The organism is Nocardia sp. NPDC005366 (assembly GCF_040606855.1).
Classification (GTDB): Bacteria; Actinomycetota; Actinomycetes; order Mycobacteriales; family Mycobacteriaceae; genus Nocardia.
The window spans coordinates 23,543-48,019 of record NZ_JBEXFQ010000009.1 but is presented as its reverse complement, the minus strand read 5'-3'; the positions used below and the strand labels follow the sequence as shown (position 1 = coordinate 48,019).

General features: G+C 65.6%; 26 protein-coding genes and 1 pseudogene. 15 read left to right on the top strand and 12 right to left on the bottom strand.

Annotation, left to right across the window (positions count from 1 at the left end):
- Nucleotides 1-109 precede the first annotated feature (109 nt).
- The 4 genes and pseudogenes from ABZS43_RS12820 to ABZS43_RS12805 form a co-directional block, all read left to right on the top strand.
- Entirely contained in the window at nt 110-877 is a 768-nt protein-coding gene (locus ABZS43_RS12820) for a hypothetical protein (protein WP_355036028.1), read from the top strand.
- The gene (locus ABZS43_RS12815; protein WP_355036027.1) at nt 877-3,288 is read left to right on the top strand and encodes a hypothetical protein; all 2,412 of its coding nucleotides are present in this window, start codon (nt 877-879) and stop codon (nt 3,286-3,288) included. The genes ABZS43_RS12820 and ABZS43_RS12815 overlap by 1 nt, the downstream gene beginning before the upstream one ends.
- A complete protein-coding gene (locus ABZS43_RS12810; protein WP_355036026.1) occupies nt 3,278-4,246 on the top strand; it encodes a hypothetical protein in 969 nt (322 codons plus the stop codon). Before ABZS43_RS12815 ends, ABZS43_RS12810 begins: the two co-directional genes overlap by 11 nt.
- Nucleotides 4,140-4,715 (top strand): annotated as a pseudogene (locus ABZS43_RS12805) (Pycsar system effector family protein); the annotation flags it as partial. The gene ABZS43_RS12810 and the pseudogene ABZS43_RS12805, both read left to right, overlap by 107 nt.
- On the opposite strand, the gene ABZS43_RS12800 reads toward ABZS43_RS12805, so the two are convergent.
- Nucleotides 4,628-5,167, bottom strand: a complete 540-nt coding sequence (locus ABZS43_RS12800) for a DUF4143 domain-containing protein (protein WP_355036189.1) — start codon at nt 5,165-5,167, stop codon at nt 4,628-4,630. The pseudogene ABZS43_RS12805 and the gene ABZS43_RS12800 sit on opposite strands and share 88 nt — an antisense overlap.
- A 102-nt stretch (nt 5,168-5,269) precedes the next feature.
- Between ABZS43_RS12800 and ABZS43_RS12795 the strand changes: the two genes are divergently transcribed.
- A complete protein-coding gene (locus tag ABZS43_RS12795; protein ID WP_355036025.1) occupies nt 5,270-6,517 on the top strand; it encodes a cytochrome P450 in 1,248 nt (415 codons plus the stop codon).
- Between the two features lie 37 nt (nt 6,518-6,554).
- Here ABZS43_RS12795 and ABZS43_RS12790 read toward each other — a convergent pair whose 3' ends face one another.
- Nucleotides 6,555-7,688, bottom strand: a complete 1,134-nt coding sequence (locus ABZS43_RS12790; RefSeq protein WP_355036024.1) for a metallophosphoesterase — start codon at nt 7,686-7,688, stop codon at nt 6,555-6,557.
- 141 nt (nt 7,689-7,829) lie between these two features.
- On the opposite strand from ABZS43_RS12790, the gene ABZS43_RS12785 reads away from it, so the two are divergent.
- Nucleotides 7,830-8,825: a DMT family transporter gene (locus ABZS43_RS12785; RefSeq protein WP_355036023.1), complete on the top strand. Its 996-nt coding sequence runs from the start codon at nt 7,830-7,832 to the stop codon at nt 8,823-8,825.
- Nucleotides 8,826-8,841: 16 nt separating this feature from the next.
- Here ABZS43_RS12785 and ABZS43_RS12780 read toward each other — a convergent pair whose 3' ends face one another.
- Together ABZS43_RS12780 and ABZS43_RS12775 are read right to left on the bottom strand one after the other, a co-directional pair.
- The gene (locus ABZS43_RS12780) at nt 8,842-10,332 is read right to left on the bottom strand and encodes an ammonium transporter (protein ID WP_355036188.1); all 1,491 of its coding nucleotides are present in this window, start codon (nt 10,330-10,332) and stop codon (nt 8,842-8,844) included.
- A gap of 170 nt (nt 10,333-10,502) precedes the next feature.
- Nucleotides 10,503-11,270 (bottom strand): cyclase family protein, encoded by a 768-nt coding sequence (locus ABZS43_RS12775; RefSeq protein WP_355036022.1) that lies wholly within the window; start codon nt 11,268-11,270, stop codon nt 10,503-10,505.
- Between the two features lie 266 nt (nt 11,271-11,536).
- On the opposite strand from ABZS43_RS12775, the gene ABZS43_RS12770 reads away from it, so the two are divergent.
- From ABZS43_RS12770 to ABZS43_RS12755, 4 genes are all read left to right on the top strand, one after another.
- Nucleotides 11,537-12,805: a glycosyltransferase 87 family protein gene (locus ABZS43_RS12770; protein ID WP_355036021.1), complete on the top strand. Its 1,269-nt coding sequence runs from the start codon at nt 11,537-11,539 to the stop codon at nt 12,803-12,805.
- A 257-nt stretch (nt 12,806-13,062) separates the two neighbouring features.
- On the top strand, nt 13,063-14,196 hold the full coding sequence (locus ABZS43_RS12765) for a serine hydrolase domain-containing protein (protein ID WP_355036020.1): 1,134 nt from the start codon (nt 13,063-13,065) through the stop codon (nt 14,194-14,196).
- Between the two features lie 169 nt (nt 14,197-14,365).
- Nucleotides 14,366-15,097, top strand: coding sequence for a helix-turn-helix domain-containing protein (locus tag ABZS43_RS12760; RefSeq protein WP_355036019.1), 732 nt, complete (start codon nt 14,366-14,368; stop codon nt 15,095-15,097).
- Nucleotides 15,098-15,194: 97 nt separating this feature from the next.
- The gene (locus ABZS43_RS12755; protein WP_355036018.1) at nt 15,195-15,557 is read left to right on the top strand and encodes an META domain-containing protein; all 363 of its coding nucleotides are present in this window, start codon (nt 15,195-15,197) and stop codon (nt 15,555-15,557) included.
- A gap of 112 nt (nt 15,558-15,669) precedes the next feature.
- Here ABZS43_RS12755 and ABZS43_RS12750 read toward each other — a convergent pair whose 3' ends face one another.
- Together ABZS43_RS12750 and ABZS43_RS12745 are read right to left on the bottom strand one after the other, a co-directional pair.
- Nucleotides 15,670-16,305, bottom strand: coding sequence for a TetR/AcrR family transcriptional regulator (locus tag ABZS43_RS12750; protein ID WP_355036017.1), 636 nt, complete (start codon nt 16,303-16,305; stop codon nt 15,670-15,672).
- Nucleotides 16,302-16,982 carry an SGNH/GDSL hydrolase family protein gene (locus tag ABZS43_RS12745; protein ID WP_355036016.1) on the bottom strand — a complete coding sequence of 227 codons (681 nt, stop codon included), beginning with the start codon at nt 16,980-16,982 and terminating at the stop codon, nt 16,302-16,304. The genes ABZS43_RS12750 and ABZS43_RS12745 overlap by 4 nt, the downstream gene beginning before the upstream one ends.
- 164 nt (nt 16,983-17,146) lie before the next feature.
- Here ABZS43_RS12745 and ABZS43_RS12740 point away from each other — a divergent pair, with 164 nt between their 5' ends.
- Nucleotides 17,147-17,443 (top strand): hypothetical protein, encoded by a 297-nt coding sequence (locus ABZS43_RS12740; protein WP_355036015.1) that lies wholly within the window; start codon nt 17,147-17,149, stop codon nt 17,441-17,443.
- 32 nt (nt 17,444-17,475) lie between these two features.
- Here the strand turns inward: ABZS43_RS12740 and ABZS43_RS12735 are convergent, their stop codons facing one another.
- On the bottom strand, nt 17,476-18,216 hold the full coding sequence (locus ABZS43_RS12735) for a nucleotidyltransferase domain-containing protein (RefSeq protein ID WP_355036014.1): 741 nt from the start codon (nt 18,214-18,216) through the stop codon (nt 17,476-17,478).
- A gap of 166 nt (nt 18,217-18,382) precedes the next feature.
- Entirely contained in the window at nt 18,383-19,159 is a 777-nt protein-coding gene (locus tag ABZS43_RS12730; protein WP_355036013.1) for a dienelactone hydrolase family protein, read from the bottom strand.
- A gap of 314 nt (nt 19,160-19,473) precedes the next feature.
- Here ABZS43_RS12730 and ABZS43_RS12725 point away from each other — a divergent pair, with 314 nt between their 5' ends.
- Nucleotides 19,474-19,944: a hypothetical protein gene (locus ABZS43_RS12725; protein WP_355036012.1), complete on the top strand. Its 471-nt coding sequence runs from the start codon at nt 19,474-19,476 to the stop codon at nt 19,942-19,944.
- Between the two features lie 51 nt (nt 19,945-19,995).
- Here the strand turns inward: ABZS43_RS12725 and ABZS43_RS12720 are convergent, their stop codons facing one another.
- Nucleotides 19,996-20,469 (bottom strand): DUF4442 domain-containing protein, encoded by a 474-nt coding sequence (locus tag ABZS43_RS12720; protein ID WP_355036011.1) that lies wholly within the window; start codon nt 20,467-20,469, stop codon nt 19,996-19,998.
- 167 nt (nt 20,470-20,636) lie between these two features.
- Here ABZS43_RS12720 and ABZS43_RS12715 point away from each other — a divergent pair, with 167 nt between their 5' ends.
- Nucleotides 20,637-21,371 carry a helix-turn-helix domain-containing protein gene (locus tag ABZS43_RS12715; RefSeq protein WP_355036010.1) on the top strand — a complete coding sequence of 245 codons (735 nt, stop codon included), beginning with the start codon at nt 20,637-20,639 and terminating at the stop codon, nt 21,369-21,371.
- Between the two features lie 85 nt (nt 21,372-21,456).
- Here the strand turns inward: ABZS43_RS12715 and ABZS43_RS12710 are convergent, their stop codons facing one another.
- Nucleotides 21,457-21,849 (bottom strand): VOC family protein, encoded by a 393-nt coding sequence (locus ABZS43_RS12710; RefSeq protein ID WP_355036009.1) that lies wholly within the window; start codon nt 21,847-21,849, stop codon nt 21,457-21,459.
- Between the two features lie 53 nt (nt 21,850-21,902).
- Nucleotides 21,903-22,316, bottom strand: coding sequence for an arsenate reductase ArsC (locus tag ABZS43_RS12705; protein WP_355036008.1), 414 nt, complete (start codon nt 22,314-22,316; stop codon nt 21,903-21,905).
- A 125-nt stretch (nt 22,317-22,441) separates the two neighbouring features.
- Here ABZS43_RS12705 and ABZS43_RS12700 point away from each other — a divergent pair, with 125 nt between their 5' ends.
- Complete coding sequence (locus ABZS43_RS12700; protein WP_355036007.1) at nt 22,442-22,642, top strand: hypothetical protein; 201 nt, start codon at nt 22,442-22,444, stop codon at nt 22,640-22,642.
- 22 nt (nt 22,643-22,664) lie between these two features.
- Here the strand turns inward: ABZS43_RS12700 and ABZS43_RS12695 are convergent, their stop codons facing one another.
- Nucleotides 22,665-23,576: an oxygenase MpaB family protein gene (locus ABZS43_RS12695; RefSeq protein ID WP_355036006.1), complete on the bottom strand. Its 912-nt coding sequence runs from the start codon at nt 23,574-23,576 to the stop codon at nt 22,665-22,667.
- Between the two features lie 127 nt (nt 23,577-23,703).
- Between ABZS43_RS12695 and ABZS43_RS12690 the strand changes: the two genes are divergently transcribed.
- Entirely contained in the window at nt 23,704-24,453 is a 750-nt protein-coding gene (locus tag ABZS43_RS12690) for a Sir2 family NAD-dependent protein deacetylase (RefSeq protein WP_355036005.1), read from the top strand.
- The last annotated feature ends 24 nt before the right edge of the window (nt 24,454-24,477 follow it).

Below are 24,477 nucleotides of genomic sequence, written 5' to 3'. Positions count from 1 at the left end.
GTATTAATACGTGGTTTCGGTACGCGAAGAGTGTCACGCTCGACCTGGTCACGCGAGTGTCGCTGGGCGAATCACCCTCGGCGCATTGGTCGACGAAAGGACAGCGATCATGGCCAGGAATGCGGAATTCAGTCGGCGGCTGTTGTTGTCGGTAGACGCGGTCGGCTACGGGCGTGGTGACGATCAGCGCCACCGCGCAATTCAGACAGGGCTGCTCGCCGTCATGGAACGTGCAGCCGTCGCTGCGGGTCTGGATCGGTCCGTTTGGGTGAAGCAGCAAGCAGGAGATGGGGAACTGGCGATCCTGCCTGCCGATCAGTCCGAGCCGGTGATTGTCGATGATTTCGTTCGCGAGCTGACCACAGCACTTACCCAACACAATGAAGATCTGCGGGATGAGGTCCGGCTACGATTGCGGTTGGCTGTGCATTTCGGTGCGGCTGCCCCCGCCGCCAACGGATTCGCGGGGAAGGGTGTCATCGTTGTTTCCCGGCTGGTCGACTGTGCGCAGATCAAGAGCGCGCTCCAGGCTTTGCCGACAGCCGACTTGGCGGTGATTCTCTCCGCGCAGGTGTACAGCGATGTAGTTGTTCCCCGATACACCTCACACACGGCTACGTCGTTTCGCGAGGTGCTGGTTCGGAACAAGGAATTCACCGAAGCGGCATACCTGCTCGTACCTGGGCATGACATCCTGGCGGTCGAACTCGAGGCGACAGGGGGCGATGACCGCTCGAGCGCTGACGAGTCTCGGGCGCGAACCGGACAGTCAGGGACTGAACCCTCTACCGCCGGTGCGCAACCAACGTCGTCGACGGTTATCAACGGCAATGTGAACATGTCGCACGGTGTGATAGGCATGGTGTGGAATCAGTAATGACGGAGTCCGAGCACAGCGCTTCGGCGGACGCTCCCGGCTCAGCCCAGGGTGACAGCGAGCTGGCGGATTCCGAGAACCCGCAGCCCAGTGTGAACGGTGCGAATGGGGCGGGGCCTGCCGAGCGTTCATCCGTACCCGCTCCTCCCGATTCGCCACCGCCTGAGGACGCGCGGGACAGCGCTGCCGATAGGCCGCCCGAGCACGATTCAGATCGAAGTTCCGGAAAACGAACGGTTTACTTCAACCAGTATTTCAATGGCACGGTTCAAGCATCCGGTTCTCGGTTCGGCATATCCGAAGCCTCGCGGACACCCGGACCACTGACCGGAAAGCTCAACGATTCCGATATCGAAGATCTCGCGGTCGGGTACATTCGCCCCGAGGCGTTCGCGGTAGCTTTCGATGTCTTGCGGCGGGTTCATGCCATTGTGCTCGAGGGACCTTCGGGTACTGGCAGGCGAGCGGGCGCGACGATGTTGTTGCGTGAACTGACAACCGGTCCCGTGATTTCTCTGCCACCCACGATGTCGGTGAAACAACTCGCCACCTACGACTACGAGGCGGGGCGAGGGTATCTGGTCACCGACAGTGAGTACGCCGCAAGCCGGATCGACTCCGAGCACGAATGGCATGCGGTTCGTGATCAGGTCTGTGATATCGGTGCCTGGTTGGTGGTGACCGGTCCGGTAACGAGCGGACGAGACGCGGAATTCGTTCCCAGGGTGGCGTGGCACCGGCCGGAGGTCCGAGCTGTTCTCAGGTCCTGGTTGTCCCTGAGCGACGTCACCGATGAGGATCTGGAAGCGAAAATCATCGAGATCGAGTCACACGTGCCGGCCGAGTTCGCATTCTCGGATCTACGGCAGATCGTGACATTGATCGCAAGTGGAGCTGCGACAGCGGCGGCGATCCAGGTGTTCGAGGAAGGCGCCCGTCAGCGAGTGGCGGAATGGTTCGACGCGTCCGGCCAGCGCTCGCGACGAAATCTATTGGCTGTCACTGTTGCCGCCTTTCTCTCTCCTTGTGGTCAGCGGACCTTCGAGTCATGCCTGATCGACTTGGAGCAACGCTTTGAGAGTGCCGAAGACGCAGCCGCGAATGGTGAGATCCCGGCACCTCCCGAGCGTGTCGACTCCGTCCCTGAGCTTCGAATCGCCATGGTCGATGACAACAGCCTGCTGCACCTGATCTCGGTCGAGTCGGATATCACTCCGAAGTCCTATGTCGCATTACGTGAGAATCTGTACCGCGAGCATGTGATCGACGAGTTGTGGCGAAGAATGGATGTCGCCTTCTGGAACGCTGTGCGTGATTGGTTGTGCGAGATCCTTTCGCGCTCCTCGGAGGACGACGGAGCCCTGCATGAGCGAACCATTGCGCAGGGCTTACTGGTACTTGCGAACATCTCCTTCGATGAGGTTGCCGACGCATACTTGGAGCCCTGGTCACGCGGTGAGCATGGGTTGGCATGTCGGGATATGGCTATCTTCCTGCTCTGGGATATGTGTGCGGGCAAGGTGTTGGCTCCGGCCGCGTTGCAGATCGCTGTGCGTTGGGCTGAATCAGGCTCCGCACTTCAAAAGTGGACCGCTGCCTTTGCGTTGAGCGGCGTGCTCGGAGTCAGCTTTCCAGAGGAAGCCACTCGCCAACTGTGGCGCTTGATCATTCGAAGCAGCGCCACAGACGCGGTGGAACGATGCGCGGTGTTGGCCGAGCTTTTCGCGCGGTTGGCGACGTGGTCTCCGCAGGCGGATACCGTTCTGAGTTTTCTCGAGGGTAAGCACAGCGACGCGAGGCTGGGGCCGACGGGTAGGTTGTTGGTGGAAGCGGCGATTGCCGAGATACTCGCGATCCAGGATGGCGCTACAGGATTGTCCGCCGTCTTCAGCTATCTCGACACTTCTCCCGATCACCAGGAACTGCTTGCTCGATTGTGGGCCATCGCTCTGCGCGGCTGTAATTTTCGTCGAAACGCGCTCGATGCGCTGATCGATGGTTTGCGTGATCTGACGGAGATCACTTCGGAACCGGAGCGGACTGCCCGTGCCCTCGCTGCCGCACTTGGTCGAATGATGCCATCTCGGGAGTACCGATTGCTTGCGCACAATCTGTCGGCTCGGCATCGGCAACGGGTTGCGATGACCGCGAAGCGCCGGTTCGTCCGGCGAATCACCGTGTCCGCCAAAACGACGCAACGCGATGCGCTTGTGGACCAATTGGTGCGAATCCTACTGGCGCATCTGGTGTCCGACCCCATGGAACGAAAGCAACGAGATGCGATATCCGATTCAAGAGCAGCGGTACCTCGACGCGGTTCCTCGACGGCCATTTCGCCGAAGAGTTCGCGAACCGAAGGAGCTTCCGAGAGCACACGCACACGAGGTGTTGGTATTTCGGGTGAACGGTGAATTCTATGTCGATAACGGGGGCTTGAGGCCAACGCACAGTCAGGTGGTGGAGGCATCGCACGTCAGTGTTGTAGATGTCAGCCTGCGCGCTCCGGTCATCGTAGAGATAGTTATACCCGCAGCTGGTGCTACGACGTTCACCGTCCAAGTGACGTTCGAGTGCACCGTCACCGACCCGGTACTGGTTGTGCGACACGGCCGAGCAGACGCCCGTTCATTCCTGGAGGGCTACCTCCGTGCCAACCATCAAATTTTCGAACTTGCCCAGGGCAACAATATCGACGAATTCGATATTGTGCGCAGGAAACTGAACGCATGGCTTCTCAGCGAGTCGACGCAGAACCCACCTGTCGAACCGGGTATGGAGATCAGGATGTCGAGCATCGAATTACTGATGCCCGCCGAGTTGGCGCAATTCGAGCGGCTGCGTCGGGAACTCTGGCAATCGACCGTCCTGGAGGCGGAACGAGCCGGCCTGACCCACTCGTTGACAAGCAAACTCGAGGACCACGATCACGAGATACGAGAGGTGCGCCAACAGCATGATCAGGAACTGTCTGCCGCGCAGCGGCACTTTCAGTTCGAAGAACTCGACAAGCACCTTCAGAAGATGGGCGCAGGACCGCAGTTCGCTTTGTATCTCGCCCTTGTCCGTGGCGAACTCACAACAGCCGAGATCGCGAGCCGTTTACGAAGTGAGGCGGATCGCGAAGAAAAACGTCGTCGGGAAGTGGCGAAACACACTGTGACCGAATACGCCGCGGTGCTGAAGGAATGGTTCAGTCGAGGTGGGGCCGACTACGTGAATGTCGATCCGGAGAAGCTCGACGGCTTGCTCAACAGTCTGATCGATGACACGACAGCGGCTATTCACACGCTGCGACTGGATGAACGATTCGATGGAATCCAGGCGGCCGAGCTGGATCACGACGACAACGACGCGGACCGGATTCGATGAAGGAAAGGTGTTTCCGATGCGAGTAATAGCGTCTGATCGGTGGCGTTCCGCATGGAGGTGGAACAACGCAAGTCGCAATGGTATCGAAAATTCTTGGAAGACACTGGATTTGGTGCTCTCACTGATCAAGCACGCCGAGACCAAAGCGATAGCTACACTCGCGGCATCGGGCGTGGTCGGCCAGATACTCTTCGCTCTGGTCCAGCCAGGGTCGAAGAAAGCCCCGATCGCAGTACTCGTTTCCGCCGGTGTGTGTGCCCTGTTCGTCACCGGATCGGGTCTGTGCGCGATGTGTGTACTGTGGCCTCGATTGAAATCCGGCGACTCGGCATCGAATCTGCTCTACTTCGGCGATTTCATGGGAGACCGCAGTCTCACACGTCAACGATACGTCCAAGCCATGGTCGAGTTGAGTCGGCGGCCGGATGACATCGCGGAACAGTTGGCGGCGCAGGTTTGGGCGAACGCAGATGTCGCGCGGCGAAAATTTCGGTTCGCGGACAGCGCTGTGAGCTGCCTGCTCGTCGCAATGGTGGTGCTGGCTGTCACTGCGTTCGTATCCGCGGCTTTGGCGCGGCCGTAGGCCGTGCTGTTGTGTTGATCCACCTGGTCCGGAGAATTGCGGACTATGAAGTCGTCGCCGAGTCGTTCGGCCAGGTGGCGGAAGTCGTCCGAGCAAACCGTGGAGGCGGCGTTGACCTCGATGCCTCCTACCTCACCGCGCCGGTTTTCGAGAACCGCGTCGACTTCCACTCGGTCCTTGGTGCGGTAGTGGAACAAGCTGACGCCCTCGGATGCCCAGTTGAGCTGACGAGCGAGTTCCATCAGCACGAACCCTTGTTGGCCCTGCCCAGTGCATCGGACCCGTTGGAGCGTGAATCTGGGGGTGCGGCCATCCGACGACGATGGTAATCCCGCGATAACACCCGCCCGCGAGAATCGATCCGCTGATTCCGATGCGCGAGGCCGATCTCCTGCTTACGCTCACGGTTCTTGTTCTTCGATCGCTGGGAGTTACCTCGGATGACGACGCCACCGTCCGCCGCGTTCAGCCGCCCCGCCCAGGGGTCACCCGTTGACACCGACGGTCCACGGGTGCCGATGTATACGGCGGAATTCGCGGCCGATCCGCATCGCGTCTATCGCGAGATGCGATCGCGCTACGGATCTCTGGTGCCGGTGGAGTTGTCGCCGGGGATTCCCGCGACCTTGGTGGTCGGCTACTACACCGCGCTGCGGATCCGCAATGATCCCGACCACTTCCCGGCCGATCCGCGCACCTGGCAACGGGATATCCCCGCTGATTGCCCGGTATTGCCGATGATGAAGTGGCGTCCGAACCCGCTGCGAAGTGCGGGGGACGAGCATGTCAAGTATCGGCAGATCAATACGGCGGGGCTCGATCCGGTCGATCAGTACGGCCTGCAGAATACGGTGGCGAAAATCGCTGTTCCACTGATCAATTCGTTCTGCGCGGCGGGGTCGGCGGATCTGGTGCGTCAGTACGCGTTTCCGCTCGCGTTCGCGGTGTTGAATGCGCTGCTCGGTTCGCCGGCGGTGATCGCCGAGCGGGCCGCGAAGGGGATGGCGGCGATTTTCGAGGGGATCGACGCCGAGCGGGGCAATCAGGGACTCATCGCCGCGCTGACGGAATTGGCGCGGCTCAAAAGGGCTGAACCCGGTGACGACGTCACCTCGCGGATGATCCAGCACCCCGCCGGGCTCAGCGATATGGAGATAGTGCATCAGCTGAGCACGCTGTACGGTGCGGGGATCGAGCCGCAACAGAATTTGATCGTGAACGCGCTGCTGTTGATTCTGACCGACGAACGGTTCGGCGACAGTGTGCTCGGCGGCAGTCTGTCCACTCGTGAGGCCATCGATGAAGTGTTGTTCAACGATCCGCCGATGGCGAACTTCTGCATCAGCTTCCCGCGCCAGCCGATCCTGATCGATGACGTATGGCTGCCGGCGAACCAACCTGTGGTGATCAGCATCGCCGCCTGCAACAACGATCCTGAGATCGCGGCGGATCAGTACGCGGGCAACCGATCTCATCTCGCGTGGGGTGCGGGTCCGCATGCCTGTCCCGCCAGTTCGATGGCCTACCTGATCGCGCAGGAGGCCATCGATCAGTTGCTCGACGCCCTGCCCGAAATTCGGCTCGCGGTGTCGCCGAGCGAATTGACGTGGCGGCCGGGACCTTTCCATCGGGCATTGACAGCGCTGCCGGTCGCCTTCCCCGAATCGGCGTTGCTGCCGGAGCCGTAGGGCAGGGGCGGTGCGTCGGCGGGCTCAGGCGGCGGCCTCAGGCGGCGGGCTCGGGGTGCAGGATCAGGACGGTGATCTCGCTGGGAGCGAAGACACGTAACTGCGGTCCCCAGAATCCGGTGCCCCTGCTGGTGTAGAGCTGAGTGCGGTCGGAGTGGCGACTGAGGCCCGCCACCACCGGCTGATCGAGCCGGACCAGGTAGTGGAAGGGCCAGATCTGGCCGCCGTGGGTGTGCCCGGAGATCTGGAGTGCGATACCCGCGGCGGCGGTGTCGGCGATCTGTTTGGGCTGATGGGCGAGCAGCACGACGGGGTGTGCGGGGTTCGCGCCCGCGAGCGCGGAATCCAGGTCGGGGCCGTGACCGGGGAGTGCGGAGCCGGTCGGATCATCGATACCCGCCATCACGAAGCTGTCGCCGCCCCTGGTGATGATTTCGTGCTGGTTGTGCAGCGGTTGCCAGCCGATCGAGGTCATATGGTCGATCCAGCCCTGGGCGTCACCGAAATATTCGTGGTTGCCGGTGATGTAGAAGCGCCCGAGCGGCGCCTCGACCTTGCCGAGCGGGTCGACCTGCCGGTGTCGTCTCGCCACCGATCCGTCGGCGAGATCGCCCGCGTGGCAGGCGATATCGGGCTGCTGCGCGTTGACGAGTTCGACGACTCGCTCCGACCAGCCCAACCGGTCGAGCGCCGCGTAATGGGTATCGGTGACGACGACGAGGCGCAGCCCGTCCAGACCCGGTCCGAGTCCGGGGATGTCGACGTCGACCGTGCGCACCCGGGGCACCCGCCTGGCTTCGACGATGCCGTAGGCGACCAGCACCACCGAGATCGCGAAGACACCGCCCGCGACGATCCGGGCGTGATCATCGATTCCGGCGAGTGTGAGCACCCACCCGGCAACGGTGCCGATCACCGACCAGCTGAACACCACCCACATGATGCCGAGCAATGTGTCGCCCACGATCGACGCGATATCCGATTGCCGTGTGCCATGCCCGGACAACATCGCCGCGGGCAGGGTGAGGTAGCCGAGCAGGAAGACCGCGCTACCGAGCCAGAACAGGGTGCTCGCGCCACTGGTGGGCGCGGCGACCAGCGTCCACCACGGCAGGGCGAACAGCAGGGCGGGGATCGCCAGGAACATGATCAGGCGGGGTACATATTTCAAGAGGGTTCCTCGGTGAGCGCGGGTGCGCGCGGTCCCTCCGCCCGGCGCTCTGGCGATATCGACGATACCGGCATCGCGCGCCGCACTGCGGTGTCCAAAACCCGCGTGCGTTCCCCTCGACGGTGTTCTACCGTGCCGGGAATGGTGCAAGCTGTTCGGTCGAGCGATCGGCGGGCTGTGGCCGCCGCCGGTGTCACGGTGGTGCTGTGGGCTTCGGCATTCGTTTTCATCCGGTCCGCCGGTGCGGATTTCTCGCCGGGGGCGCTGGCCCTGGGCAGGTTGCTGACAGCCTCGGTCGCGCTGGTGGTCATTCTGGTCGCGACGCGGGAGGGGCTGCCCGCCCGTGGCGCGTGGCGGGGCATCCTGATTTCCGGGGTGCTGTGGTTCGGGGTGTATATGGTCGCCCTGAACTGGGGTGAACGCTATGTCGACGCGGGGACCGCGGCGATGGTCATCAATATCGGGCCGGTGCTCATCGCCCTGCTGAGCGGTCTGGTGCTGGGGGAGGGATTTCCCCGGAGATTGATGGCGGGGATCGCGGTGTCGTTCACCGGGGCGATCGTCGTCGGGTTGTCGAATTCGGGCGGTGGCGGCAGCGCGATACTCGGTGTTCTACTGTGCCTGACCGCGGCGGCCACCTGGGCGATCTCGGTCGTCGCGCAGAAACCCGCGCTCGCACACGCCTCGGCGCTCCAGATGACCACCGGCGGTTGCGTCATCGGTGCCGTCGCCTGTCTGCCCTTCGCGGGGCAACTCGTCCACGAGGCCGCCCGAGCGCCGCTGTCCGCCACCGCGAGCCTGCTGTATCTGGGTGTCTTCCCGACCGCCGTGGCATTCACCACCTGGGCTTACGCGTTGGCGCGTACTACCGCGGGGAATATGGGCGTGACGACCTACCTGGTGCCCGCGCTCGTCGTCCTGATGGCCTGGATCGCACTCGGTGAGGTCCCCGCGCCCCTCGCGGTCGTCGGCGGCCTGCTCTGCCTGTCGGGGGTCGCGATCACCAGATCGGGTCAGGAGGAGAACAGGGCCGCCACCGCGGCCTCCGACGTCCCTGTCACCGACACGGCTCCTACCGACGGTGCGGCTACGGCACTGCCGCGACCGAACCCGGGTGCCGGAGCAGGCCCCTCGTGACGGGCCTTTCTCGTGGCTACATCGGCCGATAGGGCCCGGGACGGGGACGGGGCATCGGTTCGTCGTGGAACCCGCGCTCGGGCGGTCTGCGCGCGCCGCTCAGGTCGGGCGGTGGCTGACGCGGTATCGGTTCGCTGTTGTAGCGTCGGGGGGAACGATCCTGCGGCGGAACGGAATTCGGTATCGGTTCGCTGTCGAGTCTTTCGCGGGGTCGGCGTGCCGGGGTGGCGCGGACCGGGGCAGGTTTCGCGGCGGAGCCGAAATCGTAGGCGCTTTCGGCATGTTCGGATTCATCGATACCGTCGAACTCGTCGTGTTTGTTGATGCGGAAGCCGACGGTCTTGTCGATGAGCCAGGCGATGACGAGAGCGCAGAGGAAGGAATAGGCGAAAACCGCGCCCGCCGCGATGGCTTGGCGGGACAGCTGCGTCGATCCGCCGCCGTGGAGCAGTCCGTTGTGACCCGCGGGGTTCACCGCGTCATCGGCGAATACGCCGACCAGCAGCGTCCCGGTCAATCCGCCGAACAGGTGCACGCCGACCACATCGAGTGAATCGTCGTACCGGAAGGTGAATTTCAGCGCGACCGCCAGCGCGCAGACGATTCCGGCCACCACTCCGATGGCGAGCGCCGCGATCGAGTCGACGTATCCGCAGGCGGGGGTGATCGCCACCAGACCCGCGATGGCGCCCGAGGCCGCGCCGAGGGTGGTGGGTTTCCCGTCGCGCACCTGCTCGACGATGATCCAGGCCAGCGAGCCCGCACCGGTGGCGATGGTGGTGTTGGTGAAGGCGAGAGCGGCGAGATCGTTGGCACCGAGGGCCGATCCGGCGTTGAAGCCGTACCAGCCGAACCACAGCAGGGCCGCGCCGAGGAGGGTGAACGGCACATTGTGGGGGCGCGGTGTGCTCGCGGGCCAGCCGCGTCGCCTGCCGATCACCACGGCCACCGCGAGTCCGGCCGCACCGGCGTTGATGTGGACCGCGGTGCCGCCCGCGAAATCCAGCGCGCCCAGATCATTGGTGATCCACCCGCCGATGGTGTCGGAAATACCGGACGCGTCGGTGTCGGTGAAACCACTGAAACTGAAAACCCAGTGTGCGACAGGGAAATACACCACGGTGCACCACCCGATCACGAACAGTATCCAGGCCCAGAATTTGGCTCGCTCGGCGATGGAGCCGGAGATCAGCGCGGTGGTGATGACCGCGAACATGAGCTGGAACATCACGAACGCCATGGTCGGGATCTGATGACCCGCCGGTCCGGACAGCGTTCCCTGGGTGTCACGGAGCAGGGCGTGCGACAGATCGCCGATCAGCCCGCTGTAGGCGTCGTCGCCGAATGCCTCGCTGTAGCCGTACAACAGCCACAGTGTGCTGACCACGCCGATGGTGCAGAAGTTCATCATCAGCATGTTGAGCACGCTCTTGGCGCCGACCATGCCGCCGTAGAAGAACGCCAGACCCGGCGTCATCACCATGACCAACGCGGTGCTCGCCAGCATCCACGCGGTATCTCCCGAATTCACACTCGTACCTCTTGTCCAACGGGTTCGCGTGAAGCATCGGGAGGTCCTGTTTCTGCACAACAGCTCACATGTTTCGGCTCGATGAAGTTTCGCCATGCGGTTGCCGTCGGCCCCGGCCGGAAGTTCGATCGGCACGACGGAGCAGCTCAGACCAGAGCGAGTACCCGGCACGGTCCGCCGGTGCCGCCCTCGTGCTTGGGCGCGCCGACGACCACGGTCGCGCCCGAGGGCGGCACGGACGCGAGACCCGCGAGCATCTCGACGCCATAGCGGCCGGCGCCGAGGATCGCGGTGTGCGCGCCGTAGTCCCGACTGGTCGCCGAATCCAGACTCAGGGTGTCGACTCCGACGCCGACGACGCCGCATTCGGTCACCAGATATTCGGCCGCCTCGGGGGCGAAGGCCGGGGCGTGCGGGGTGCCTGCCGCGTCGAGGTTGAGGAAGGCGGCCGGATCGGCGAGCCGGCGCTCCCAGCCGGAGTACATAGCGACGAAGGCCCGCTCGGGAATGGTCCCGTGCTGGGACTGCCAGCTGTCGATATCGGCGCGGGTCACGGTGGCGTCGGGGTCGGCGGCCTTGGCGCTGATATCGATGACGACCAGCGGGGCGACCAGATCCTCGACCGCCAGCCGGTCGGTGGTGGCGCCGCCGGGCACTCGGTGCACCGGTGCGTCCAGGTGGGTGCCGGTGTGTTCCCACAGCGCCAGCGCGTGCTGGGCGAACCCGCCGATGTCGTGGCGGGCGACCGGGATCATCGTCGCGGGCGGATTTCCCGGCCACACCGGGAGCCGAGGGGTCAGTGTGTGGGTGAGGTCGACGACCCGCGCGGGCCGCACCGCCCGCGCGAGCGGGGCCGACACGGTGGCGGCGGCCAGGCCGATGGCGCCGAGTAGCGCTCGGCGACTGGTCCGCACGGCGTTGTCATGGGCGGATTGCACGATTGCCGGGGCGCACACCGATCGAAAGTACCGGGTCGTGCTGTTCGTTCCGCGTCGGTGTATCGCGGCAGCGCGACCGTGCGATGTCTGCCCAGGCCAGGGCGAACGGATAGCAATCGGGTGCGGTGAGGGCGGGAGTCGACACCCGTCGATCGCGGACGGGGCCCCCGGTATAGTCGCCGCGGATGAGTAGTTCCGCCGCCGCTGATATGTCGAAGTCATCGAACCGCCGTTTCGGGCGCGTGAAGTGGCTTCTCCCGGTGCTACTCGTAGCCTTCGCGACCCTGTGTCTCACACAGCCGATCTGGCCGTGCAAGGAGATCACCGGGGGTTTCATCGACCTGCAGGTCTACCGCCTCGGCGTGGAAACCCTTCGCCACGGCGGCGATATGTACGGGCAGTTGCCGCAGACCACCCTCGGGATCGGGCTGCCGTTCATCTACCCGCCTTTCGCCGCACTCGTCCTCGGACCCTTCGCGCTGCTGCCGTGGGACGCGGCGGCGTTCGCCTTCTTCGTGACCTCCACCGCCGCGCTGGCGTTGACGTTGTACCTGGTGGCGCGGTGCGTGTGGCAGGGAGAGAGCGCCAGGCGGCTCGCGTTGTTCGCCACGGCATGTGCCGCGCCGTTGGCCATGCTGCTCGAACCGACTCGTGCCACCCTTGATTTCGGACAGGTCAATCTGCTGCTGATGGCTCTCGTCGTCGCCGACTGCCTGACCGAGAAGCCCAAGTGGCGGCGCGGGATGCTGATCGGCGTCGCCGCCGCGGTCAAACTGACCCCCGCCGCGTTCGTCCTCTACTTCCTGGTGCGCAAGGATTACAAATCCGCGATCACCGCCGCGGTCACCGGAGCCGCGGCCACCGCGCTCGGTTTCGCGGTGCTGCCCGACGCCTCGGTGAAGTACTGGTTCGGCGGGCTCGGCAATGTCGACGGGTTGAGCGGTTCGGCTTTCCACACCAACCAGTCCATCCAGGCGGTGCTGGCCAGGCTGCGGGTCCCCGAACCCGCTTTCACCGTGACGTGGCTGGTCCTGGGCGCAGCGCTGCTGGTCCTCGTGGTCGCGGCGATGCGTCGCGCCGCCGATCTGCCCGCGCTCGCACTCGCCGTCAACGCGGTGTTCACGCTGCTGGTCTCCCCGATCTCGTGGTCGCATCACTGGGTCTGGATCGCGCCCGCGCTGTTCGCCATGATCGGTTATGCCACGAGGCTGCCGCTGCGCGGGGCCGCTGGATGGTATGCGGTCGCCGCCGTCACCGCGGCGGTTTTCGTCTACGGACCGCAGAACTGGCTACCGAACGGCGAACAGCGCGAATCGTTGTGGACGCCGTGGCAGCATTTCATCGGTAACACCTATGTGTGGTTGAGCGTGCTGCTCGTGGTGCTGTTCCTCGTCACGACCCGGCGCGCGTCCGCGGCCCCTGTCGCGTCCGCCGAGTCCGCCGCGCCGTCGGTGCAGCCGACGGAACCGAGTTCGACACCGGTGGACAGTCCGCGACCCGTGCGCGGATAGACCGGTCCGGGTTATTTCCGCTGGGCTGTTCGGATTGGCGCTGCCTACCGCCCGGGAGAGGTGTTCCCGGGCGGGGCAGCTGGGGATATTCAACGGGGCGATGCTGAGACGATGACCTGGCATTGGGTGAGAGTTCGCTGAGAAGATCGCGCCACGGCGTACGCGCCGGGGACGGCGTCGCGGCGCACCGGTAAACGTCGGAGGCGCCGGGCGCGATATACCTCGTGGGGGATTGCGTTCTCAGCCAGGAGATGCCGATGCGGCAGTTCATAGTCCGGGCGATGGTGGTATTGGCGGCGGCGGCTCTGTCGGCTCCCGCCGCGCCGCCCGCGCTCGCCCGTCCCGCCGATCAGACCACGCTCCTACAGTCGGAGCTGGACGAACTCGTCGCGGCGGCCGATGTACCCGGCGCGCAGCTGGTGTACACGGCTGCCGGGCGCGTCGACGAATTCGATAGCGGGATAGGGGATCTGACGAGCGGTGCGCCGTTCCCCGACGACGCGCAAGTGCGGGTCGCGAGTATCACCAAGACGTTCGTCGCCACGGTGGTATTGCAGTTGGTCGCCGAGCAGCGAGTGGATCTGGACGGTCCGCTCGAGCGGTATCTGCCCGGCGTCGTGCACGGGCCAGGCGGCGACGGCGCGCTCATCACGGTGCGAGATCTATTGCGCCACACCAGCGGCATACCGAACTACCTGCCGCTGCTGGAACAGGAGTCGGTTGCCGACCTGACGGCCGCGCGCACCGCCGACGACCTGATCCGGCTCGGACTCGGCAGTGCGTCGGAATCCCTGCCGGGAACCTCCTTCGGCTATTCCAATACCAACTACCTGCTCGCGGGCAAACTCGTCGAACGGGTGACGGGGCTGCCGATCGCTGTGGCGGTGACACAGCGAATCCTGGTGCCGCTCGGGCTGTTCGATACCTATTGGCCGCTGTTCCCGATCGATGACGTGCTGCACGGTCCACATCCCCGCGGATACCACCGCTTCGGCGATCTCCGCCTCGACGTCACCGATATCGACGCGGCGTGGGGTCTGCCCGACGGCGCGATGGTGTCGACCGGTCGCGACCTCAACCGCTTCTATCTGGCGCTGCTCGCGGGAGAACTCCTCGCGCCCGCTCTGCTGGAGCAGATGCAACACACCGTGCCGACCGGACTCGTCGGCTTTTCGGAAGGTTCCGGGCTCGGTCTGTTCCGATTCTCCACCGGATGCGGGCGTTCGGCGTGGGGTCATACCGGATCCATCCATGGCTTCAGCACGGTCACCGTCGCGGCCGAGGATCGCGCGGTCACCGTGGTGTTGAACGAACTACCGGGTGTCTCGGGCAATATCGGACTGATCGTGGGCACCGACGCGATGCTGGAGACGGTGCTGTGCGAGCGGTGATCCGGCGAGGTCCAAACTCGGCCGCGTGACCGAGCTGACCTCCGCCGCGGAATTCGCGGCCACCGGGTGCGCCGCCACCCCCTGAGTCGATAGGCTGCCCGCATCGGTACGGTGCGGCTGGGGGTGAGAGCCCGCGTCTACCGGAATCGTTGCGGGAGAGGGGTGTGCGATGACGTCGAATAGTCCGCAGGAGTCGCTCGCCGCGTCGCCGAGCTCAGGGCGCGGTGTGCTGGATTCCGGATTTCAAGTACTGCAAGCGATTTCGGAATTCCCCGAGGGGTGCGGACTGTCGGTGCTCGCGCGTTCGGCCGGTTTGCCGAAGGCGACCGCCTACCGGCTGGCCGAACAGTTGGTGAGCCTGGGTGCCGTCCAAAGGGTCGAGCAGCGGTATTTCGTCGGCTCGCGCCTGGCCGAACTCGGACGCCAGTGGCAGGCCGCGCCGATGCTGCGGCGGGCCGCCCAGCGGCCCGGTCGCATACTGGCGGCATTGACCGAATCCATGGTCGCGGTATGCGTGCTGGAACAGGGCGCGATCCATACGGTGACCGGGTTCAACGGCGCCGACGTCTTCCTCAGCGCGAGACCGGATAACGACATCGTATTTCGGACCGCGCTGGCGCAGGTGCTGATGGACAGGCGAGCGGACGCGGCGGCCCCGCCGCCGGGTTATTCGGCCACCGAGTGGCGCAAGGTGCGCAGGGGCATCGAGGACAACGGATCGGTCGCCGTCGACCACTTCGATGTGGTGAGCGGAATCTGTTGCGCGGCAGCGCCGATTCGCTGGAATGGGGGACGCGGTGTCGCCACGATCGGCTGCATGTCGTTGACGACCCGCTTCCCGCCCGGTATGCCAGGACTGGTCGCGCGCGCGGCGCGCGAGATCGAGAAGAATCTGCGCTGATCGGTTCGGTGAGCGGACCGACAGGTTTCGGCGTCGATCTCCCCGTCCGAGGATGGTTGAGCAATCGACCACCGACAGTGAGGGCTTATTCCCGCCGATGACTCGACCGAACCCTTGGGGCCAGCGCTACGTCTCCGCGTCCGTCACCGAGGACGGCAGGCCGCGCGCACTGGTCCGCAATACCCGGATCACCCTCTGGTTCGTCACCGAAACCCGCAGGCTGTCGGCGCACGCCGGCTGCAACACCACGATGTTCGACGCGGATATCACCGGTGACGTCCTCGAGGCGAGAGCTCCGCACTCGACCCTGATGGCGTGCTCGCCGGAATCGGAAGACCAGGATCTGTGGCTCATCGAATTCCTGCTCCTCGGTCCGACCTGCGCCGCCTCCGATGACGACTTGGTGTTGACGGGCAGCCGGACCCGAATCGCTTTCGACAGGTTGCGAACCGAACTGTGACGCGGTGATCGTGTGCGCCGGTGGACCTCGGCAGACCCGCGCTGGCACTCCCGATCGATGAGGGCCGGGCCGGGGTGCTGTGGCCGCGACGGCGCTGGACCGAGGCGGGCGGCTACCCTGCCGGCCGCAGCATGTCGTCGAGGATGCGCCGCACCTGATCGGTCACCCCCGAATCACCCAGGCGCAAAGCGGTATTCGCCGCCAGCAGCACCGCGTCGAGTTGGAACGCGGCGAGTTCGGGATCCAGGTCTGCGATATCGCCAGCGGCGGCGGCGTGGCGGAAGTGGTTCGCGAGGAGGGTGCGCCAGTCCCGTTGGTCGCGCAGCAGCGCATCGCGGACCGTTCCTGGTCTGCTGTCGAATTCGGTCATATTCGCAGCGCGGAAACAGCCGCCGAGGAACAGCGGAGTTTCGGCGTAGACGATCCAGTTCTCGACGAGGGCGCGCAATCGGGCGACGCCGCTGGCCTCGGTGCGCGCGGGGTCGACGACCGCCTCGATGAACAGGGCGCGGGCATGCTCGACGGCGGCCAGTTGCAGTATTTCCTTGGTGCGGAACAGGGTTTGCACACCTGCCTTGCTCAGGCCGGTGTCGGTGGCGACCCTGCCGAAGCTGAGGCCGTCGAGGCCGTCGAGCGAGGCGAGGTCGACGGCACGGCGCAGCACCGCCGACCGGGTGCGGACGCCGCGCAGCAAACGTCTGTCGGTGGGCATATCGGGCGCGAGATCGTCATGCTGGTTCCCACTCATGCCGGACGTCGATCGATGTGGTGCGCGAGGTGTTTCACGACTTCGGCGGCCATCGCGGCCTGACCGGAGGCGGCGAAATGTATGCGGTCCGCGCTGAGCAGATCTACGCGGTCGTTGATCGGGTGGTCCCATATCTCGATCAGAACGGCCCCGTATTCGGCGGCAAGTCTGCGGGTGATGCCGTTGACGGTGCGCACCCGCTGCGACCAGTCCGGGAAAACCGGTACGACATAGGCTTTTCCGAGGGTGAAGGTCAGCAATTGGGCCCCGGTTCCCGCGGCGCGTTCGTACAACCCGCGCAGCGTCTGCTCGATGCGGCCGTAATCGGGGGAGCGGCGCACGATGTCGTTGGCCCCGCTCGGCAGGTGCAACAGATCCGGCTCGAACGCGAGAACCCGATCCAGTTGACCCTCGACCGCCTCGGCGGTGGTCGCGCCGTTCACGGCGGTGTTCAGGTAGGCCAGGTCCGGACGCACGCGCCGCAGGATATCGGCGACACGATCGGGCCAGCCGATGGACGCGTAGCCGGGGCTGGGGTCGCCTGTCCCCGCGGACAGGCTGTCGCCGAGTACGGCGAAACGCCGCCACGGCGCGTCGAACAGCAGGGCTGATGCCTCCAGTGCGGGCAGGCAGTACGGATCGGTCTCTTCGGTGAAGTGTTGCCTGGTAGCGGTCACAAGATGAGAATACGGTCGACCGTATGTATTTATCAAGAGAAATATCCGACCGGTCGGCATTCTTGTCGAAACCCACTGGCCCACAATGTTTCCGAGGGGAAGCTAGTACTCTCGTGTAGGGCGTTCTCGAACCGATTCGTCGACATCCGAAGAGGGGTACGACTGTGAGCATCATTCTTGCTACGGCGCAGGACGCGTACGGCGCGGTTCTGGCGCAGATCGGGAACCCGACACCGGAGGCCCCGCCGGTCGCCGACAAGATTCTTCAGCTGATCCGCTATCTGACCTGGTTCGTGCTGCTCTCCGGCATCGCCGCGATCATCTACGCGGGTGGACGTTTCGCGTGGGAGAAGTGGTCGGGTGGCGGACTGCAATCGCCCAAGATGGTGGCGGGGGCCATGATCGGCGGTGTCGTCGCCACCAGTGCGGGCACCATCATGAACGCGGTCGTGGGCACCTAGTCCGAGAGTCGTTGTGCGTGCGGTCCCCGAGCTCAGCGTTCGGTGAGCACATCGGCGGCGGCACGCGAGCGGTATCCCTCGAAAAGTCGGCCGCCGAACAGGTCCAGGATCTCCTCGCTCGCGGCGACCATCGGGCCGATATCGCCCGCGGCGACGGCGCGCACCGCCGCTGGCAGCCGGACGGCCCACTCCGAGCCGAATCGCTCATCGAGGGACTGTATTTCGCGGCGCAGCCATTTTCCGCGCCCGATCCAGCGACCGTAGCCGGTCAAGAGTAATTCGCCCGCGCGGGTCGCGAGCACAGAGGCGATCATCAGACGTTCGTCGTCCGAATCCGACGCGGTCAGATCATCGAGCAGATCGGTGATTCCGTAACGGGCGGCGCGGATTTCGTCGCCGGTGGGGGAGATCGGCCCGGTGTCGAGCAGGCGCAGGAACAGCGTGCGCAGGCGGTGTCCGCTGCCGTCGACGTCGACGAGTACTTCGGAATGTCCGACCAGTCGCAGGGTCGTGGGATTGCGGCATTCGATCTCGTCGGTGCAGAACCGCATCAGCGACGTCTCGGTCTGGACGAACATCTCCACCGGCCACCGGCCGCGGTGCAGGGATTCGCGGTACGGGGCGGGATCGCCGGTCAGCAGGACCGTGATATCGAGATCCGAGGCGGCGGTGGCTCCGCCGGTGACCACGCTGCCGCCGAGCCATGCGGCGCGTGCCTGTGGGAACTTCTCCAGTACTAATCGGTGTGCGACCGCGACCGCGTCCCTTGTCATGCCACCAGTGTCGCCGATGGATGGGCTGTTGCCGGGTAGCGAACCGATTCTGTTGCCGGGTAGTGACTTCCGTCGGTCGCTCGGCGAGGTCCGATGGTTCGGTTATCGGCGCCACTCGGCACAACACAGACCGTTGCGTCCGGTCCCGGTCGGGTGTTTCGGCGGATCACGCCGCTTCGGCGGGAAGGGTGCGGCGCAGCAGCTCGACGAGGTCACCCAGGTGCCGTCGATAGGCCGCGTCGTCGTAGGCGGGCACGTCGCGCATGGTGAAGCCGTGACCGGCGCCGGGGTAGGTCACCGAGGTGTAGCGCACACCCGCCGCCTCCAATGCCTTGTCGAGCACCGCGATCTGGTCGGCGGGCATGGAGCGGTCCGCGTCGGCGTGCGCGATGAACAGTTCCGCCTCGATCCGGTCGGCGGCGTGGTGCGGGCTGTCCGGCGCCTCCTCGACCGCGAGCATGCCGCCGTGGAAACTGGCCGTCGCCGCGACCCCCGGACCGTATTCACCCGCGGCGCGCAGGGCCAGCCTGCCGCCCATGCAGTACCCGACGATTCCGACCCCGCCCGGGATGACGTGCTCGGAGTCGGACAACCAGTTCAGATAGCCGCCCACGTCCCGCAGTGACAGTTCGGGGGTCAGTGCCGCTCGTACCGGGGCATGCGCGGCGAAGAATGTCGCGGCAGCGTCCGGTTCGGCGAAATCGGGCATCGGCAGCACCGGAGCCGTTCCGGAACGGTAGAAGATATTCGGCGCGAGCACGGTGTAACCCTGCGCGGCAATGACTTCGATCATCTCGCGAATCCACGGGCGAAGTCCGAATGCATCGCTGAGGAAGAGCACGCCGGGGTGGGCGCTTCCGTCGTCCGGTCGGGCCACGTAGGCGTCCGCGACGCCCTCGGGCATGGGGACGTCGACGGTGTGGAATACGACGGATAACGTCATCGGGATTCTCCAGGACGAATGGTGGCCGGAATGCGGAGGCAGCGCGACGGCGGTGTCGCGATCACCAGCGCGATCCTAGCCGCCGACCGGTTTCGGACGCGGACCGGGAATTCCGCTGGCGCACGCGCGGATCGATGCTCGGATTTCCTGATTTCGCCGACAGTGCCACGCCCGTTGCCATTTGCCGATAAATTGCGAATTAGTGAGCCCTGTAGTGTGATTTACCGCGAGATGTTTTCGCTGTGTTCGATCGCTGATCCGGCCCCCGCACGAGCGGGGGCGCGAAGAGAGGTTGACCTGTGAGACTGATCTGGATGGCGGCATCCGTCGCGTTGGCCGTCGCGGCGGCCGGATGTTCCGGCGATGACACCGCGAGAACGGCCGCTACCTCGTCGATCGCGTCCACTTCCGGCGCGCCGCAGACCACGACGGAGCGGCGTGCCGAGGAACAGGGTGCCGGGGTGCGCATCCCGATCGGGGCCACGCGGGCGGTCGTGATCCCCGCGGACGCCATCATGGATATCAAGGCGCCCGCCGAGTGGGGGGATGCCATATCCGGATTGCGCTGTACGGTAACCGATAGCAGCGGACGCAACGAAGATCTGCGTTCGTCGGATCTGAAGAAACGCGAAGACATCGCGGGCAGCGAGTGGATCACCCTCTGGACGTTTTCCTCGACTCCCGCCACCGAGGTCACCGTCGGGTGCAGGGATACGGCCGATAAGATCCCGGCCGACGAGGCGCATTTCATTCGCGTCGCACCGCGCGGCGCGAACCCGAACTGAGCATCGCCGATCCGCTCGGGCCGCGGTCTTTCCCTCGATCGTGTCCGCGTACTACTTACCGTGTGCCCGCAACTGGTACAGACCTTTGGTCACCGCCACGGTCTTCCCGTCGGCATCGGTCACCACTGCTTCCAGGGTGAAATCGGATTTCCCGCGTTCGGCCGCCTCGGCCTCGACGCGCGCGATCTCCTCCTCCGAGAGGGTGGCCTCGGCGCGCAGCTGTGATTTCGCCATGCCGAGGAAGCTGATCTCGAAGCCCTTGACCAGCGGGTAGTACGCCGAATTGTCGAAGGTCGCGATGGCGATCATCCCGCCGAGAACCTCCGCGACGGTGAACTGCACGCCGGCGTAGATCACCCCGAAGTGGTTGCCGTTGCCCTCGACGGGCACGGAGGCCGCGGCGTATCCGCGGCGTGCCTCGATCGCCCGCACACCCATCTTCCCGGCCGGGGGAATGGTGAAATCCAGTGCGCCGTTGATGATGTCGACCAACGGAGGAGTGCCCTCGGTATTGCTTGCGGTCATGGCGGCGGTTATTCCTTCCGGTGTGTCACCGGACGGCTCGTCCCGCGCGCGATGCCGCGGACCACGTCGTCCGATGTACTGATTCGCCCAAGAACCGAGGGCGGTTGTCTTCAGATTAGTCGGCAGGGGTGTCGGTGCGCGTGGGTAGCCTCGGTGGGGTGGAACCGGTGACCGTTCTCCCCGAGGCATCCTCCGCTTATCGCGAGCGTCCCTCGCGGCTCGCGGGCGCGGTGCTGTGGACGCGCACCGTGACAGGGCGTGATCGTGTCGTTTCCGTGCTACCGGACGGCTGTATCGACCTGATGTGGCGTGCGGGCACGCTGTTCGTCGCCGGTCCCGACACCACCGCGTTCCGCCCGGACGCGCCGATCGGCACCGCCTACGCGGGGATCCGATTCTTTCCCGGATCGGGGCCTACGGTCTTGGGGGTGCGCGCCGACGAACTGCGGGACCGCCGGGTCGCGCTGGACGACCTGTGGCCCGCGCGCACGGTGCGCGGGCTCACCGGCCTGATCGATGACGCCGAAGACCGGACCGAGGCACTCGAATCGATCGCGCTGGCGCGGGCGGCCGAGGTCGGCCCGCCCGATCCGCTGCTGCGCCAGATCGTTGCCGCCATGGATTCCGGGTTGTCGGTGGCGGCGACCGCCGCGCGAACCGGGGTGAATACGCGCCTGCTGCATCGTCGTTCGCTGGCTGCCTTCGGATACGGGCCGAAAACCCTGGCCCGCATCCTGCGGATGCAACGGGCGGTCGCGATGGCGAGGGCGGGTGCGACGCCCGCGGACACCGCGGCCGGGACCGGGTACGCCGATCAGGCGCATCTGTCCCGCGAGGTGCGGGAGTTGGCGGGAATGTCCCTGGGACAGTTGCTCACCCGTGGTCCGGAGGAAGGCAGCTGAGCGCGGATCACCCCGGACCCGATACCCCGGACCCGATCGTCACGGCGCGGATCGTCACGGCGCCGATCGTCACAGCGCCCGACGCTCAGTGCAGCGGAGCGTAGAGGTCGACCCCGTTGCCGTCGGGGTCCGCGACCGTCGCGTAGCGCTGTCCCCACGGCGCGTCCCACGGCTTCAACTCGCCCCGATACCCGGCATCGATGATCGCCGCGTACACGGCGTCGACGTCGGAGGGATCGGCGCAGCGGAAAGCGAGACCGACGCGGCCCCCGCTCGTCGGCCGTTCCCAGTCCGGGTGGAAGGAGAGCACGGTTTCCTCGGTATCGAGCGCGATCCGGAGGCCGCCGGTGATCGTCGCCTCGGTATGGGGCGCGCTTTCGGCATCAGGCGGGAATGTGAGCCCGAGCCTGCGATAGAAGGCGAGGGACGCGGCCATATCCGAGACCACGATGCCGATGAAGTCGAGTTGTGGTGACATACCGGCAGCGTAGGCAGCGACGTCGGCCGCGGTATTGAACGAATCGGACGCGCTCAGGATTTCGGCGCGGGAACCAATTCGGCGATGAGGTTCTCCACCAGTATGCGAATGCGGTCGCGGACGGTGCGGACCACCTCGATCCCCTCCCCGGACGGATCGGGCACCACCCAGTCGCGGTAGCTGATGCCGGGGAAATACGGGCACGCGTCACCGCAGCCCATGGTGATCACCACATCGGAGACGCCGACTGCCTCGTCGGTCAGCAATGTCGGTGTCCCGCCCGCGATATCGATGCCGACCTCGGCCATGGCCGCGACTGCGACGGTATTGATGCTCTCGGCGGGGGCGCTGCCCGCGGAGCGAACCTCGATGCGATCACCGGCGAGCGCGGCGAGGAATCCGGCGGCCATTTGGGAGCGTCCCGCGTTGTGTACGCAGACGAACAGCACACTGGGTGTGTGGGCCATCGAGCGCCTTTCGGTATGAAGAGCGAACCAAGGGTGTGCCGTGAGGCCGGGTCAGCCGTCCGGTACGTGTCGTCCGAAGGTCTGCTCGGGCCGAAACACAGTCGTAGCGTAAGGGATACGGCCATATGGACGATCACCTCGGGCACCCGTTGCGTTACCTGTCCGCACCGAACGGAAATTGCCCGGAAATTGCCGTGCTGGTGAGGGGTGGTCCGGGCGTGTGCGCGTTGTCCTCGCGCCGGCCGCGGTCGTATGGTGCGGCGTCGCTGCTGTGCTCGGTCGCGCAGAAAAACGTCACCAAGTCCGCGCACGGGCGGACGTGGTGACGGGAGTGCGTGTGTCGGGTCGTCAGAGCGGACGATGGGCGATGACCCGGCGCAGGCGGGCGCGGTCGCGTTCCAGGCGGCGCGCTTCGTAGGCGATCGGGAAGTAGCGCAGGCGCTCGGGCAGCAGCGGGAGCAGGTAGGCGATGAGGCGGCCGAGGATGCGCAGTTTGCGTTCGTCGGCGGCGGTCCACTCCAGCCCCAGTTTGCGGCGGGCGGGTTCCGGGGTGGTTCCCACGGTGACGAAGTACTGCAACGTGCCGATCGGCGCGACCGCGGCGCGCCAGAGAGGGTTGAGGACGCGCGGCAACTGCTTCGGCGCGGCGACCGAGCGGATCACCCGCAGGTAATCCTTGGCGGTGTCGGTGGCGACCAGGTGGTTGTCGACCATATCCGCGAAGTACTTCTCGAACGCGGCGTAGTTCTCCGGAATCTCCTTGGGCGGAACCGAGAAGTTGCGCAGCAGTTGCACCGCCTCGCGGTAGTAGATCTCCTTCTCCTCGTCGGTCAGCGGGCGACGTGCGAAGTATTTCGCGTTCTCGTTGAAGGCGAAAGTTCCGGTGTGCAGCACCCAGGCCCACGGCCCGCTGGTCAGCGCCTTGTGCCGGACGCCGTCGGGGGTGGTGGTGTTGAGGGTGGCGTGCATGGTGCGTAGGCGGTCGGCTTCGGCCAGTCCCTCCTCGCCGCCGTAGACCCACATCATGACCGAGGCGAGACTGCGCAGCGCGCGGCCCATCGGATCGGTGCGGAAGGTGGAATGCGCGTCGACCACCGCGGAGATGGTCGGTTCCATGGTTTGGAGCAGGAAGGCGGAGCCCGCGGTCAAGGAGAAGGTGACCAGGCCGGTCTCGTCCCACATGCGCGTGCCCGGCCCGAACGGGTGACGCTGCGGCAGATCCCGCGCGTCGGCGGATTCGAGGGTGGTGGACGCGGTCATTTGTGATCTCCTTTGATCGACCAGGTGCCCGACGATGAGAGGTTTATCTTAGCAACCTCTCATTCTCTCTGCGAGGCGTCGAGCGGGATTGTGGTGAGCGATCCGATCTCCACCTAGGCTTTTCGCTATGGCGAGCGAGTGGCGCGAGCGAGCGGGCCGGGTCGGGGTGCTGACCGGCGCGGGCATATCCACCGATTCCGGTATTCCGGACTTTCGCGGTCCACGCGGGGTGTGGACGAAAGATCCCATCGCCGAACTGCTGTCGACCTACGACAACTACGTCGCGGATCCCGAATTGCGCCGACGATCCTGGCTGGCCCGCCTGGACAATCCGGCGTGGCGGGCCACGCCCAATGCGGCGCACGTCGCGCTGGCCGAATTGGCGCGCGCCCGCCCGGTCACGATCATCACCCAGAACATCGACCGCCTGCACCAGCGCGCGGGTTCCGCGCCCGAGCGGGTCATCGAGATACACGGCAATATGTTCGACGTCGTCTGCGTCGAATGCCAGTACAACGCGAGTATGGCGGCCACCCTCGAGCGGGTCGCGGCGGGCGAGGCCGATCCGCCGTGTCCTGACTGCGGCGGCGTATTGAAGGCGGGGGTCGTCATGTTCGGCCAGCAGATGGACCGGCGCAGCATGACCCAGGCCGCGGTGACCGCGCAGACGAGCGATATCTTCCTCGCGATCGGCACCTCGCTCCAGGTGGAACCGGCCGCGTCGATGTGCGCGATCGCCGTCGACAGCGGCGCTGATCTGATCATCGTCAACGCCGAACCGACGCCATACGATTCGCTGGCGACCGAGGTCATCGACGAGCCGATCGGGACGGCGGTGCCGAGGCTGGTCGCCCAACTGCTCGCGGCGCGGCGATAACCGCGCGGCCCACGGCAGGCCGGG

Excerpts from the sequence above, each read along its gene's own strand:
- ABZS43_RS12730 (WP_355036013.1), bottom strand. The coding sequence starts at position 19,159 with ATGACGTTATCCGTCGTATTCCACACCGTCGACGTCCCCATGCCCGAG.
- ABZS43_RS12710 (WP_355036009.1), bottom strand. The coding sequence starts at position 21,849 with ATGTCACCACAACTCGACTTCATCGGCATCGTGGTCTCGGATATGGCC.
- ABZS43_RS12795 (WP_355036025.1), top strand. The coding sequence starts at position 5,270 with ATGACGACGCCACCGTCCGCCGCGTTCAGCCGCCCCGCCCAGGGGTCA.
- ABZS43_RS12760 (WP_355036019.1), top strand. The coding sequence starts at position 14,366 with ATGACGTCGAATAGTCCGCAGGAGTCGCTCGCCGCGTCGCCGAGCTCA.
- ABZS43_RS12720 (WP_355036011.1), bottom strand. The coding sequence starts at position 20,469 with ATGACCGCAAGCAATACCGAGGGCACTCCTCCGTTGGTCGACATCATC.
- ABZS43_RS12820 (WP_355036028.1), top strand. The coding sequence starts at position 110 with ATGGCCAGGAATGCGGAATTCAGTCGGCGGCTGTTGTTGTCGGTAGAC.
- ABZS43_RS12725 (WP_355036012.1), top strand. The coding sequence starts at position 19,474 with ATGGCGGCATCCGTCGCGTTGGCCGTCGCGGCGGCCGGATGTTCCGGC.
- ABZS43_RS12780 (WP_355036188.1), bottom strand. The coding sequence starts at position 10,332 with ATGCTGGCGAGCACCGCGTTGGTCATGGTGATGACGCCGGGTCTGGCG.
- ABZS43_RS12785 (WP_355036023.1), top strand. The coding sequence starts at position 7,830 with ATGGTGCAAGCTGTTCGGTCGAGCGATCGGCGGGCTGTGGCCGCCGCC.
- ABZS43_RS12695 (WP_355036006.1), bottom strand. The coding sequence starts at position 23,576 with ATGACCGCGTCCACCACCCTCGAATCCGCCGACGCGCGGGATCTGCCG.
- ABZS43_RS12765 (WP_355036020.1), top strand. The coding sequence starts at position 13,063 with ATGCGGCAGTTCATAGTCCGGGCGATGGTGGTATTGGCGGCGGCGGCT.
- ABZS43_RS12700 (WP_355036007.1), top strand. The coding sequence starts at position 22,442 with ATGGACGATCACCTCGGGCACCCGTTGCGTTACCTGTCCGCACCGAAC.
- ABZS43_RS12750 (WP_355036017.1), bottom strand. The coding sequence starts at position 16,305 with ATGAGTGGGAACCAGCATGACGATCTCGCGCCCGATATGCCCACCGAC.
- ABZS43_RS12735 (WP_355036014.1), bottom strand. The coding sequence starts at position 18,216 with ATGACAAGGGACGCGGTCGCGGTCGCACACCGATTAGTACTGGAGAAG.
- ABZS43_RS12755 (WP_355036018.1), top strand. The coding sequence starts at position 15,195 with ATGACTCGACCGAACCCTTGGGGCCAGCGCTACGTCTCCGCGTCCGTC.
- ABZS43_RS12705 (WP_355036008.1), bottom strand. The coding sequence starts at position 22,316 with ATGGCCCACACACCCAGTGTGCTGTTCGTCTGCGTACACAACGCGGGA.
- ABZS43_RS12815 (WP_355036027.1), top strand. The coding sequence starts at position 877 with ATGACGGAGTCCGAGCACAGCGCTTCGGCGGACGCTCCCGGCTCAGCC.
- ABZS43_RS12690 (WP_355036005.1), top strand. The coding sequence starts at position 23,704 with ATGGCGAGCGAGTGGCGCGAGCGAGCGGGCCGGGTCGGGGTGCTGACC.